Annotated in this window: 12 protein-coding genes and 1 tRNA gene; 10 read left to right on the top strand and 3 right to left on the bottom strand. The window is 46.1% G+C overall.

Going from position 1 to position 12375, the window contains the following annotated elements:
- Window positions 1–250: 250 nt before the first annotated feature.
- A complete protein-coding gene (locus ACK3SF_RS03520) occupies window positions 251–811 on the top strand; it encodes a hypothetical protein (protein WP_414837310.1) in 561 nt (186 codons plus the stop codon).
- A gap of 60 nt (window positions 812–871) precedes the next feature.
- Complete coding sequence (locus ACK3SF_RS03515) at window positions 872–1258, top strand: DUF4186 family protein (protein WP_414837309.1); 387 nt, start codon at window positions 872–874, stop codon at window positions 1256–1258.
- Between the two features lie 33 nt (window positions 1259–1291).
- Here the strand turns inward: ACK3SF_RS03515 and hisS are convergent, their stop codons facing one another.
- From hisS to ACK3SF_RS03500, 3 genes are all read right to left on the bottom strand, one after another.
- Window positions 1292–2614, bottom strand: a complete 1323-nt coding sequence (gene hisS, locus ACK3SF_RS03510) for a histidine--tRNA ligase (RefSeq protein ID WP_414837308.1) — start codon at window positions 2612–2614, stop codon at window positions 1292–1294.
- Window positions 2615–2699: 85 nt separating this feature from the next.
- Window positions 2700–3281 carry a GNAT family N-acetyltransferase gene (locus ACK3SF_RS03505; RefSeq protein WP_414837307.1) on the bottom strand — a complete coding sequence of 194 codons (582 nt, stop codon included), beginning with the start codon at window positions 3279–3281 and terminating at the stop codon, window positions 2700–2702.
- Window positions 3274–3522: an AbrB/MazE/SpoVT family DNA-binding domain-containing protein gene (locus ACK3SF_RS03500; protein ID WP_414837306.1), complete on the bottom strand. Its 249-nt coding sequence runs from the start codon at window positions 3520–3522 to the stop codon at window positions 3274–3276. The genes ACK3SF_RS03505 and ACK3SF_RS03500 overlap by 8 nt, the downstream gene beginning before the upstream one ends.
- Before the next feature lie 242 nt (window positions 3523–3764).
- On the opposite strand from ACK3SF_RS03500, the gene ACK3SF_RS03495 reads away from it, so the two are divergent.
- The 8 genes from ACK3SF_RS03495 to ACK3SF_RS03460 all read left to right on the top strand — a co-directional run bounded on the left by ACK3SF_RS03495 (window position 3765) and on the right by ACK3SF_RS03460 (window position 12271).
- Entirely contained in the window at window positions 3765–5846 is a 2082-nt protein-coding gene (locus ACK3SF_RS03495) for a hypothetical protein (RefSeq protein ID WP_414837305.1), read from the top strand.
- A 121-nt stretch (window positions 5847–5967) separates the two neighbouring features.
- The gene (locus ACK3SF_RS03490) at window positions 5968–7353 is read left to right on the top strand and encodes a hypothetical protein (protein ID WP_414837304.1); all 1386 of its coding nucleotides are present in this window, start codon (window positions 5968–5970) and stop codon (window positions 7351–7353) included.
- 94 nt (window positions 7354–7447) lie between these two features.
- Window positions 7448–8272, top strand: coding sequence for a hypothetical protein (locus ACK3SF_RS03485; protein WP_414837303.1), 825 nt, complete (start codon window positions 7448–7450; stop codon window positions 8270–8272).
- Window positions 8265–9404, top strand: a complete 1140-nt coding sequence (locus ACK3SF_RS03480; RefSeq protein ID WP_414837302.1) for a hypothetical protein — start codon at window positions 8265–8267, stop codon at window positions 9402–9404. The genes ACK3SF_RS03485 and ACK3SF_RS03480 overlap by 8 nt, the downstream gene beginning before the upstream one ends.
- Complete coding sequence (locus ACK3SF_RS03475; protein WP_414837301.1) at window positions 9405–10757, top strand: hypothetical protein; 1353 nt, start codon at window positions 9405–9407, stop codon at window positions 10755–10757.
- Between the two features lie 55 nt (window positions 10758–10812).
- Window positions 10813–10974, top strand: coding sequence for a 50S ribosomal protein L40e (locus ACK3SF_RS03470; RefSeq protein ID WP_414837300.1), 162 nt, complete (start codon window positions 10813–10815; stop codon window positions 10972–10974).
- Window positions 10975–11055: 81 nt separating this feature from the next.
- A tRNA-Thr gene (locus tag ACK3SF_RS03465) sits at window positions 11056–11127 on the top strand.
- 112 nt (window positions 11128–11239) lie between these two features.
- The gene (locus ACK3SF_RS03460) at window positions 11240–12271 is read left to right on the top strand and encodes a zinc-dependent alcohol dehydrogenase family protein (protein ID WP_414837299.1); all 1032 of its coding nucleotides are present in this window, start codon (window positions 11240–11242) and stop codon (window positions 12269–12271) included.
- The last annotated feature ends 104 nt before the right edge of the window (window positions 12272–12375 follow it).

Below are 12375 nucleotides of genomic sequence, written 5' to 3'. Positions count from 1 at the left end.
AAATTGATGCAAGAAGATTTTTAATCCAAATTGTATTTATCGTGTCGGGTGTAAAAGTTTGTTACACGTGAAAATAGTATCGATTAACGCAAGAAAAAACTTGATATGGCCTTCAGCTCTCCAGGACTTGATGTAGAAGTTACACGGCTTGAAGAGACTTTTTCAGATCACAGGCCTATCAGGATAGAAGTCTGCGAATGACAGCTTTTTTCACGCAGATTTGATAAACCAAGAGCACTAATTTCTGTGTATGAGTATACTGAATCCTTTCAGCAGTGGTGAAGATGATGGTCCTGATTCTCCGGAAGAGGAAATCGAGTTTGAGGAGTCGCAGATAATCTCTGATCTGGAGTCGCTTCAGAACGCTATTGAAGATGCTCTTGAAGCTGAGATGAATCTTTTCAGGGCCTTGAAGCAGGGCCTGTCTGAAAATGTTGTGGAGGACAGGGTCGGAAGTATAGAGATATACATCGAGGACGATGTTGAACCACGGGAGAAAAGTATCCGTTCTGAACTGGAGAAACTCAGGGATCATGAAGGAAAGCTACAGGCCTCGAAGCCGCTCGTAGAGGAGCATCAGAGGCTTCTGGAGGTTATACAGGATGCCGTCTCAAAGACTGATGAGGAGATTCAGAGACTGGAGCAGATTGTAGAGGCCGCAGAGAAAGTTCTCAAAGGCGAGAATTTCTCTCATGATGAGATGATGTCGAAGATCGAGAACAAGATTACGACGGATGCTGAGGAGGCAGAGGTGCTTGAAGACGAGTTAGAGACTGCTGAGGATATTGAAACTGATATAAGACAGTCCTGAAGGCCTCATATTTCCTGAAATTTTTCTATTTATTAAAGAATTGAAAAGTCATAGTTCTTCATGAGAAAGCTCAAACTCCCGGGACGTACAAAGGAGATGCCCAGGCTGAACGATACAGATTACAGGCTTGTACAGGAACAGGGCATCCAGGAGATAAAGGATCAGGCCCGGAAAATAGTCAGGAACAAGCTGGAGGAACAGCCGGATAATGATGGCGTTCAGACGCCGAAGGCCGGTAATCCTATATACAAGGCGATGCATGCCTGCCGCTGTTCTTCACGCAGAGAGCTCTCCCGAGCGCATAGAATTCCTGCGGGAAGAAAGCTTTCCGAGAGTGAGATAGAGGCCGTTGTAAATCTTCTGACTCGCTGGATAGCAAGAGAGTACAACTTTTTCACGGAAGAGGAACAGATGCAGAAAAGTCTCGGAGAATTCTCCAGAAAGTAAATGTAAAGAAGAATTTTTCCTGGAAAGAGTTCTTCAGATAAATTCTTCTGATTTCAGATGCTCTATTACTTCATCTCTATCCAGTGTCTCCTCTTCGCCAGAATCCATGTGCTTCATCGTGACTTCATCGTTTTCCAGATCTCTCTCACCGATGATCAGCACCCTTTCCGCGTTCATGTCGTCAGCGTATCCCAGCTGTGTTCCGAATCCTCTTCCGGCAAGATCTGTTTCCACGGATAGGCCTTCACTCCTTAATTTTGTTGCATAATCAAGAGCGATGTCTCTCACGCTGTCGCTGACTGAGAGAACGTAGACATCCGTCTCGATCTCCTTCAGAGGCCACTCGTCTTCCTTCTTCAGGAGTTCGATAGTCGTGGAGTATCCGAATGCGAACCCTACAGCAGGAACATCCTGATCTCCGAACTCGCCCACAAGCTCGTCGTATCTTCCACCTCCGAATAAAGCACGAAGCTCGCCTTCAGAGTCAAAGGCCTCGAACACAAGGCCTGTGTAGTATGCCAGGCCTCTGACGATAGATAGGTCGATTTCTATCATGTCTGAGACTCCGTAGGCATCCAGGGCTTCTACAAGGGAACGCATCCTGTCTATACGGCCCTGTAGCTGTTCTGGAGCGATTTTTTCCAGTTCCTCCAGCTGCTGCTCGTTATCAGCACCGGAGACATTCATAAGATCGTCTACTTTCCTGATTTCCTCCTGTTTCAGGCCCAGTTCTTCAAGTTCCTCGATGAACTCTTCTCTTTTCATCTTCTCCTCATCATCAATGACTTTCATGACTTCCTCAACTTCAGGGATGTCGTTTAGTTCGAGGAATCCTTCAACTATCTGCCTGTCACTGATCTTGAATACGATGCGATCAGTAAGATCTGTTTCAGTCTCCTTGCTCAGTTTTCTGTAGATGATGGCTGCTGCTGTGATTATCTCGGCATCGGCCTCGACTGACTGTATTCCGAAGATATCGAAGTCTCCCTGCAAAAATTCTCTGTCTCTTCCGCGTGTGACGTCTTCGTAACGCCATCTCTTGGAGGTGTCGTACCATTTCACAGGCTTTTTCAGATCTTTTCTCTTCTGAATCAATCTAGCTCTTGTAGGAGTCTGCTCAGGAATAAGTGTTATCTCGTTACCGCCTTTATCCGTGAAGGCATACATCTCGTCTGTAACAGAGTCCTCCTCTTTTTCCGTCCATAACTCCTGTCTCTCGATCGTCGGAGGATTCAACTGCCGGAATCCGAACTCTCCAGCTGTTTCATCAACAACATCTATCAGTTTCCTCCAAGACGCCCATTCACCAGGATACCTGTCGTACGTCCCTTTCAGACTTTCAAGATTCACGCTCATCTGATTTCACCATTTCTCATGAAGATAGGAGAGGCCTCCAATACTAAATAAGTAAAGAAAAAAGAGAGAAAACTTCCAGAAAGCTTCATACAGGCCTCCAGAAGTAGCCACGGAGATCACTTCCTTCAACTCCCACGGATTCAACCTCCTCTGTTACAGGTTCTCCATCAGGCTCCAAGGCCTCGAATCCCAGATCGCTGTCAAGACCCAGCTTCTTATCGTTCTCCTCCACAGATGTCCGCATCAGGCCTTTATCGATATCTTCACGGTTTTTAACTTTCTCCAGCTCCCGCCTCTTTAGCTCTTTACCGAGGCCCTGATCACGGTAATCCGGTAGTACACCGAGCTCAGCGAAGTAGTAACTACTTCCATCGAAGAATTCTCCAGGGATTTCATCCGGAAAAATTTCCCTATCCCCCGGCTCCAGAACTTCTCCCCATGCAAATCCGACAGGCATACCGTCCTGAACAGCAAGAAGGCCTTCCGTATCCTTTCCCCGGATTCCCTGGACAATATCTTCAGCCAGTTCGTAGTCAAAGTTCTCCCCGTAAGGAGAGTTATTGAACACTCTCTGGTACATACCTATCACAGCTGATTCCATCTTTTCGTCGCTTAGAGAGTACTCACCGGGTTCGTAACTTAGATCCGTGAACTCGAGGCTATCCACTTAGAACCACCTCAACTCTTTCCCCGTTGAAGGAGAAAGTTTCCACGGAATCAAATTCCTGCAGAAAGCTCAGAGCCTCCTCAATACATGAGGCCTCTCTACTCCGGATGCGGGGATTTTTTGCGGAGATCTTCACTTTGTCTCCTTTCTCGAGGCCTAGCTTCCTTCTGACACTGGCAGGTAAAGTTACACGGCCTTTTGAGTCAAGAGTTGTTGAGAAGCTTTCCGTGAACGCCTTCACCTTTGATTGGTGAAGAGCTGCAGGAATCGCTTGAACTATCTAGAAGATTTTGAGAACTATTCTGTAACTTTTCTTCCGCTTTCTCTCCTTCTGGAGAGATGATCGTATTCACCTTTCATTTGTGAACCACAGACAGAAATTGTAGCTGCCATATTTTTAAACTGTGCGTGGGCTGAACGTGGGAGATGAATTTTTGAGGTGTTCTTCCATCTTTATATTTTGTAAAAGACAAATTAGGCCTTATGAAGAGGCTTTCCCAGCTAGTACTTGTGTTTTCGCTTCTTTTGTCTGAGGCCTCTGCGCAGATAACCGGAGGAGGCTTCGGAAGCACAGCGTCTATACCTGCTCTTCTATCAGAACTACTGGGGATCAACATCGGAAATCCTACAGAACTGATAGGACTGCTTGCTACTTTCGGCCTGATGTGGCTGTCCGCGTATTTAATCTTCAAGATAGCTATAGGGAAGCTGGATGAAGGCCTTGACGGACGCAACGGATTTGCTGACGCATTTGGAATTGCCAGGAGCGAGGACAGGAATATTCTGGCGGTACTCACTCTACTTGTAACTCTCAGCGTCATCGGCACAGGAGCGTTTTACGGCCTGATAAGAGGCTGGCAGTCAATGATCCTTCTCGCATTCACGTTCATGATTATAGCAGGCCTGATGTTCGTACTTATAGGAGGCACAGGCTTTATACTGGGAGGCGGCGGATATCTACTCGGTAAATCCGCTAAATCAGTTGCCAGAGGAGTGAAAGAGGCCTCAGAAGAGGTTGAGAAGATAAGAGGGGAAGAGGATGAAGTCGAGGAACTTGAGGAAAGCATCGACAGGGAAGAGGATGATGCACGAAGAAAAGAGGAAGGCGATACTGACAGTTCAACAGATACAGGCAGTCGTGGAGCGAGTGAAGTAGAAAGAGAGTTAGAGGATATAGCTAACAGGCTTGAAAGAGTCATACAGTTGATCGAGGATATAGAGAACAGGATAGAGGGAAGTATCAGCACAGAGCTTGAAAATCTGAAAAATGATTTGCAGGCCTTGAAAGAGTTACTGAGAGCTCTTGGAGTACAGGAGGGACATGAAGGATTCGAAAATCTCAGGAATGTAGTAGAGAGACTTGAAATAAGTAGGGATGAACTGGAAGAGCTTCTTTCACTTAACGAGGCCTCAGGTGAAGCTGAAGCACGTTTCAGAGATATAATAAATTCTGCAGGAGCTTTGCCGGTCACGGAAGAGGAACTGGACTTGCTGGAGCAGTACCTGAATGAACTTGAAAGATTGAAAAATCAGGTATCTGACTTGGAGGCCAACAACAGGATTTACAGCGAGTTACAGGATTTAATCGAAGGCCTTGAGGCCGAGATAGGCCATGCTGTGGATGAGGAAAAAGATCTTCAAGAGCTAATAGATCATCTGGAGTCATCCAGAAACAGGAGAAAAATTGCAGAAGAATACGAGTACGAGATAAATCAACTGAAGGAGCTGAAGAAAGAACTTGAGCGCATAAGAGATATGGACGAAAGACTGAAAGATTTAGAGGAGCACATCAAGGAGCTTGAATCCCATATAGGAGGCCTTGACGCCCTAAGAAACGCAATAGATGTAAGAAAAATACTGACAGAACAGATCATCGACTCAAGCAGTACTGGCATCAGTACAGCCAAATTTGTAAGTTTTGACAGCGAAGCAGAAGCTGAAGCTTCGATAAGGCCTGGACTAACTATTTTTCCTTCCGGAAAAAGCAATACAACTTTGAAAGTAGATATCGGTATGTCGGCAGGAAGCCATACTGGCAAAAAAGCTTTTGAATTTGATAAGAAATCCAGAGGCCTTATCAAAAGATTTGAAGGAGACATAAGGAATTTTATCAAGTCCAGAGACATAAGCAGGAAAAGCAAGGTTGGTGAAGAGCTTGTTAATGTCTTCGAGTCCATAAATAGCGATATAAATTCTTCAAAAATTCCTGATAGGGACAGGAAGAATATTTTGCTGTCCGAAGCGTTTGATTCTCTGCGTTTTGATTCTGATCTTGTGAATGCGGTTTATCTTGGATTCCTTATCCATAACTTCAGGCCTATATATGATCACAGGCTTGTAGATGAGCTTAACAGCTCCAAAGTTGGTGCATGGAGGCCTGTCAGGGATTTCATTGATGATGCGTTTGTCAGCCTCGGTTTTTATCGTGTAGGCGGCGGTGTTTTTCCTTGTGTGTTCGTTGACACGGAGAGTATTGGCGTGTGCTTCTGCCCGGCAACAGGAGACGTTTTCAGGAATATTGAAAGAGAGAGAATTGAAGAAGTTTTTTACACGTTTGAGAGTTAATGAAGACGTCCTAGCAGCGATCATAATTTTTCTCAGTGGTCTTAAATGATTCTGTTCAAATCTAAGGCCAGGATTAAGTATATAATTCTCACGTGCTTTACTATACCCTGGTGATTACAATATGGATGATAATGGAGAGGAGACTGTAGAGGAAGAATTTGGTTTTGAACTTGAAGGGAGAGAGGCTGAGGTTAATGGAAATCCTGCGAACAGACGTGCTGGAACTCATGCTAATGCAAATGTTCTTGATGAAGATGAACTTGCTAGAGAGGCCCAGAGTGCTGAGTCGGAGTACGGCAATGCGCTTGGGAAACAGAGACAGAGAGAAATACAGTTCCGTGATCTGAAGAGCAGGCTTGAAAGCAGAGCTGGTGATGAGAATCAGCCTGTTAACAGGTTCCTTGCGGATGCCCGTGAGACAGGTCTTGCAGAAGTAGATGATGAGTGGGAGCTGGTTGATTTAAAGTATCTTGAGGAGGATGGAGAGCGCATCGAGTTTGCTGATGAGGATCAGAGCTTGATGGAATATCTCCAGTCCAACTCTGCTGCTGTTGATACTCTCTCATCACAGGTCCAGCAGTTTACAGGCCTGATAAGCAATGTTTCCGACAGGGAGCGGGAGCGTGTTGATGAGATTGAGCAGGAGATTGAGCAGGCTGAGGAAAGAAGAGATGAGCGTATTGAGCAGGCTGAACGGGAGAAGGAGGAAGAAGTTGGAGATCTGAAGTCTCAGGTTTCTGGCATGTCCACTTCTGATCTTGATGAGTCGTCCTACGATGAGACGAATGATATGTGGCAGCAGGAATGGGATGATATCTCGGGAAGCTTCAGAACTACTGTGGAAGAGGCTGAATCCGAGTATGAGGAGCGCCGTGAAGAGCTTGAAGAGGAGAAACAGGAAGTTAGATCTGATGCTCAGGAACAGCGTTCTACACTCAAGGATGAGAAACAGGATCTTGTCTCAGAGAGAACGGACAGGATGGATGAACTTGAAGAGGTTCATGTTGAGTTCTCTACCGATGTGATAGAGTATGTTGAGGATCAGGCAGAGAGCATAGAGGATCTTTTCATCACACTATCCAGCCTTGGGAACATGCGCGACGTTTATGAAGCTAAATCTGTTCCAGAAACACTTCCAGGCTCACCGGAGCTTTCACAGGACCAGCAGGGCGTAGTACAGGATATCAGCAGAGCAGCCAATGCAGTTGCAAAGCGTGCTTTGACAAGAATCGACTACCTGGAGGATGCAGTAACGGATTACGCACAGGCAGCTGAAGCAATAACAGACAGGCTTGATGAGGAAGATGTACGTGTTGGTACACGTCTTGATGAAGTTGTAGGTCTGTACGATCACCTTGGCCTTGATGATATCACTGCAGAGGACGATTATGGCATCCATTCGCTGACGGAGAGAGTCCAGTCTCACGTAGAAGATGCTACTGGCGAAGAATACGATGCTGTCGAGGAGTTCAGGGAAGAGATAGAAAGCATGGCCAGGATGCCCTGAGCCATCCTGACTTCTCCCTTCTTATTCTTCTTTTTTGATTGAAAACGCCGTTTTCTTGTAAACTCTTATAACCACGAACCGATAATTTTACGGCATGGGGCGCTGGAGAAAACTGGTTTTACTGTTTACAGCCTTCATACCATCCACATCTGCACAGATAACTAACGGAGGATACTACGGGTATGGATCTGCATCTCTTCCAGAACTTCTATCACAGGTATTCGGAATAAGAGTCTCGGAACCATACCACGTGCTTGGCATACTCGCAACATTCTCCGTTATGTGGGTATCCGCATACGTAATCTTCAAGATAGCGCTCCAGTACCTCGATAAGAACCTCGAAGACAGCAACATGGACACGCCGTTCCAGGATGCTGTAGGCCTTACAGACGATGATAGCAGAAACGTACTTGCGGTACTTACACTACTGATAACGCTTACCGTAGTTGGATCAGCAGGATTCACAGGCCTGATAAGAGGCTGGCAGTCAATGATTCTTCTCGCATTCACATTCATGATCCTTGCAGGAACACTGTTCATACTTATCGGAGGAGTCGGAGGAACTATAGCAGGATCAGCTTACATTACCGGAGCATCAGTTAAGGCCACTTCAAGCGGTGTCGGACAGATGGTGGAAGGTATAGAGGCCACTAAAGAAGCACTGGACAGGGCAGAAACCGAAGAAGAGCAGATCGAGGAAGAAGAGGCCCGTGAAGAAGATGAAATAGATGAAGGCGAGGAAGAAGAGGCCGATGAAGAAGCCGAGACAACTGCCAGAGAACTTGAACAAGTTATAAGAATTCTATCAGATGCTGAAGACGAGATCAATGAGCTGATGGACGAGGAAATAGATGAACTGGAAGAAGACATAGACAGGATAAGACGTATAATCAATCTACTGGGGGAGAGTGATGAGTGAGAACTACTACAGCCAGTTCAAAGCCGTACTGAGTGAACGCCTGGAAGTCCCCGACGGAAGAGACAGAGAAGAAGCTCTAGGCCTTCTGCTTTCAAATAACTCCGATATCGATGAAGTGGAAAATATCTGCGAGGCCTGCACGATACATCTGAGCGACGACGGGAGAACTCTTCTGCAGCAGTACAGTCAGGCCATAGACGAGAATCTGGAATGGGCGAAAAAACTGGATTCAACGCATACATCACCAAACAAGAAAAACGAGTACAGCATGCTTTTCTCACTTTCTGATCAGCTTGTATCAGAGCTTGAGAAAGCTGTAGGAGAAGGAAAAGAACTTGAAAATATCGCAAGGCGATTAAAAGATGCACATCTTCTTGCAGAAGTCGATTATGAGGGAGAGCAGATGCAGGAGATGGGGAACAGGCTTTCAGGCCTTATGGAAAGGCAGGAAAAACTTGAGACATTGCTCAGCGAATACGAAAATCTTGAAAGCTACGCTGAAAGCCACAGAATAGTGGAATCACTGAAGCATCGAAAGAACGTCATAGGCGTTGTACTTGAAAATGCAGGAGAGGCCTCTGAAAGAAAAAGCGGAAACACAAAGATATTCATCGATAAAGAGTTCCTCCAGAATCTGCGTCACGCAGCTAATACATACAATGAGGAGATCACAGGCCTCCTTATATGCAGGAAAGAAGGGAAAGACTGGACAGTACTGAAAACTCTGAAGACCGGTGTAGGGGATGAGCAGTCAGTTTCCCCGGATGAGGCCCGACTGAGAGCAGCCAACCAACTGATAGAAAATTATGCCAAGTACAGACTTGTAGAATTCCATACGCACTCGGTTGGCACAATACATCGTTACGGTCCAAAATACGCTGAAAGCTGGTCGGAAGGCGATATAGAAAATTTCAAGGAACAGGGAGAAGGATACATAGGAATGCTTGTAACTCCGAAAAAAGTACTGCTTAAAGGCAACTCCAGAGATCCGGAACTGAACACTTTCGACAGAAAAAGTTCCGGAGAGTTCAGCGAATGGCGTGAAGAACTTGACGAGGAATGGAGCAACATAGCATCAGGATACAGCTTCGAAAAACTTCCAGAACCAACAGAGTTCAGTGGTGGAGGATAAATGACTTCTTACAGCGATGCAGTGGAGGCCCTGGCAAGCGATATAACTTCGACTAAACGTGATTTAGAGGCCTCTGAAAGATTCTCACTTGCAAGAGTAATAATCAGTAAGCAAGGCCTTGAAGTAGATCCAGACTCAGTGGATTTCGGTATAGACGGTCTTAAAATCTCTTTAACTGATAGCTCTGCCGATGTCCTGAAAGATTATCTCACCGAGATACAGAACGCCAGAAAGCAGGAGATAGGGAAACAGCTGGAGGCCTCCATCCGGAATGCCAGAAGACTATCAGATCTGAGAAATAAACTTGAGCGGGATGTATCCAAGGCCTCCGAAGAGGACAGAGAGCTGGAAAGTATCGCCTCACGCCTTCAGGACTCAGGCCTCGGAAAAATCGCAGGAAAGGAGGAGAAACAGATTAACGAGCTCGGGAGGAAGATAGAAGAGCTTGACAGGAAAGGGAAGAAAGTTCAGCAGCTTGAATCCATTTTAACTGATATTTTGGATGAGCACGGTCTGGAAAAAGATGAAATTGAAACAGAACTCCATAAACGTGCGGAGAGAGTCAGCAACATTCTGAGTAAAAAATACGCTCCGGAGGCCTCTGATGATTCTTCAGATGGTTCAGATGATACAGGTTCAAGTCTTTCAGAGCCATGGCAGTTAGTGGCTAAAGATCCTACTACTGAGCCTGACTGGAGTAAAAACAGTGCAGACATCTGGAAGGGGCGCTGGGCCTGGGTCCACAAAAGCGGCGGTAAAAGGTTCAACTGGATGGTGCACAGCGGGAAAACAGCTTCACAGGGATGGAAGATTCACGTAGCTGTCAATCCAGAAAACGAGGACGAAGTTCTGCGTGTGGCAGAAGCAGTTATGCCTGTTCTTAAGGGTATGGAAAGTGAAAACAAGTTTGGAAGAAACGCTGAAAGCCTGAAGAACAAGGGAAAGGAGACAGCTGTAAAACTTGCCACCATATATCCAAAACAAGATGACTCGCCAAGCGATAATGTAAATCAAAATAGGAAAACTACAGAAAAAATCGTTGGAGAGCTATGTAACGCTCTTGAAGCCGAAGGCCTCCTTTCACCTACAAAAATCGTTAAAACAATAGGAGAGTTCAACGTAAGCAAGGATGGAGGCCCTACCAGAATCTTTGTAAGATATGACAAGCTCGGAGGAGATGAAGTAGTAGATAAAGACGGCAACGTGTTCGGAGCAAGAAAGCCGGGTGCAGTACCTGAAGGATTCAACTCGAGAGACAGGAAAGATACCAGCGGCCATGACATCGAGATACTGCCAGGCCTGAAACCACCATCATTCGATATTTATCTGCCAAATTCTAACTACGACAGATAAATTTCTTATTTAAAACTAGGCCTCGAGTTTAGACCTATAGAGGTGTACAAAACTTATGGCACAGAGATTTGAGGAAGCTGAACAAAGAGTATTCGAAAACGTATACATCTGCAGACGCTGCAACGCAAAGAACAAGACAGACAATCCAGAGAAGACAAGCTGCAGAAAATGCGGATACAGCGACCTCAGAAAGAAGAACTCCCAGTTCGCAGGATAAAAAATTTTTAATTCAGAGGCCTGGAAAAAATATCCGGCCAGGCCTCACACTATCGTAATTCTTCAGACAGAAGAAACTCAGGCCCCATTGGCTCAGCGGTAGAGCGCGTCCTTGGTAAGGACGAGATCCCGGGTTCAAATCTCGGATGGGGCTCATAATTCTTCCTCACAAATAGCTTGGACTTTGGCATTACAGGTCTACTACAAGTCCCGTTTCTTTGGAGTAACCTCGTTGTTTTTCAATTTCCTGAATACCTGTTTAGTGTATGAAAGCAGCAGTCTATCACGGCGAAGGCGACATCCAGATTGAGGAAGTTGAAGATCCTGAAATCGAAAACCCTGAAGACGTAATAATTAGAATAACTCACACCTGTATCTGTGGTTCGGATCTCTGGTTCTACAGAGGCTATCAGGACGAGGAAGAAGGTTCTGTAGTCGGCCACGAACCGATGGGAATCGTGGAAGAAGTCGGCGAAGACGTAGTCTCTCTGGAAGAAGGAGACAGAGTTATCTCACCTTTCTCGATGAGCTGTGGGGAATGCGAGTTCTGCCGGAAAGGGATTCATACCGCGTGTAAAAACGCAGGATTCTTTGAAAGCGGTGCCCAGGCCGAGAAGATGAGGATCGAGCACGCAGACGGCACACTGGTCAAGGTACCGGAAAGATACAAGGATAACGAAAAAGTACTGGAAAAACTACTCCCATTGACCGATGTAATGGGGACAGGACACCACGCAGCAGTATGCGCAGACGTAAGCGCAGGTGATACGGCAGTAGTCATCGGAGACGGAGCAGTAGGCCTGTGTGCTGTAGCAGCTTCGAAAAGGCTTGGAGCAGAGAGGATAATCGCTGTAGGCCATCATGAAGATAGACTTGAAGTCGCGAAAGAAATGGGGGCTACAGATACAGTCGCAGCAAGAGGAGAAGAAGCAGTTGAAAAAGTCATGGAACTAACGAACGGAGGAGCGAACCACATCCTGGAATGCGTCGGAAACGACTCCTCACTTGAGCAGGCAGCACAGATGGCAAGGCCTGGCGGAAAAATAGGCTACGTAGGAGTACCGCACCTTGAATCAGGAGACTTCGTCCAGCAAATGTTCTACAAGAACGTCGCTCTGGAAGGAGGGCCAGCGCCAGTCAGAGAATACCTTGAAGAACTGATGGAAGATGTTCTACAGGGAACACTTGATCCTTCACCAGTCCTGAACAAGACCGTGGATCTCGATGGAGTGCCGGAAGGCTACGAGGCCATGGATAACAGAGAAGCGATCAAGGTAATGGTCAAAGCAAGTGAGTAAAATGTGAGTTTCCAGCACCTCTGAAAAATATAGAAATGGAGGTCTTGGAGGGCTCATAACTCTTTTTTCTTTTTTGCGGAACTGCGGAAAGTTCTGCGTTACTT

The sequence above is a fragment of the Candidatus Nanosalina sp. VS9-1 genome (genome assembly GCF_047555085.1).
Lineage (GTDB): Archaea > Nanohalarchaeota > Nanosalinia > Nanosalinales > Nanosalinaceae > Nanosalina.
The sequence above is the reverse complement of the archived record's forward strand: the minus strand, read 5'-3'. Positions and strand labels throughout refer to the sequence as shown.

Excerpts from the sequence above, each read along its gene's own strand:
- hisS (WP_414837308.1), bottom strand. The coding sequence starts at position 2,614 with ATGAGCGTGAATCTTGAAAGTCTGAAAGGGACGTACGACAGGTATCCT.
- ACK3SF_RS03480 (WP_414837302.1), top strand. The coding sequence starts at position 8,265 with ATGAGTGAGAACTACTACAGCCAGTTCAAAGCCGTACTGAGTGAACGC.
- ACK3SF_RS03495 (WP_414837305.1), top strand. The coding sequence starts at position 3,765 with ATGAAGAGGCTTTCCCAGCTAGTACTTGTGTTTTCGCTTCTTTTGTCT.
- ACK3SF_RS03460 (WP_414837299.1), top strand. The coding sequence starts at position 11,240 with ATGAAAGCAGCAGTCTATCACGGCGAAGGCGACATCCAGATTGAGGAA.
- ACK3SF_RS03520 (WP_414837310.1), top strand. The coding sequence starts at position 251 with ATGAGTATACTGAATCCTTTCAGCAGTGGTGAAGATGATGGTCCTGAT.
- ACK3SF_RS03475 (WP_414837301.1), top strand. The coding sequence starts at position 9,405 with ATGACTTCTTACAGCGATGCAGTGGAGGCCCTGGCAAGCGATATAACT.
- ACK3SF_RS03490 (WP_414837304.1), top strand. The coding sequence starts at position 5,968 with ATGGATGATAATGGAGAGGAGACTGTAGAGGAAGAATTTGGTTTTGAA.
- ACK3SF_RS03470 (WP_414837300.1), top strand. The coding sequence starts at position 10,813 with ATGGCACAGAGATTTGAGGAAGCTGAACAAAGAGTATTCGAAAACGTA.
- ACK3SF_RS03515 (WP_414837309.1), top strand. The coding sequence starts at position 872 with ATGAGAAAGCTCAAACTCCCGGGACGTACAAAGGAGATGCCCAGGCTG.
- ACK3SF_RS03485 (WP_414837303.1), top strand. The coding sequence starts at position 7,448 with ATGGGGCGCTGGAGAAAACTGGTTTTACTGTTTACAGCCTTCATACCA.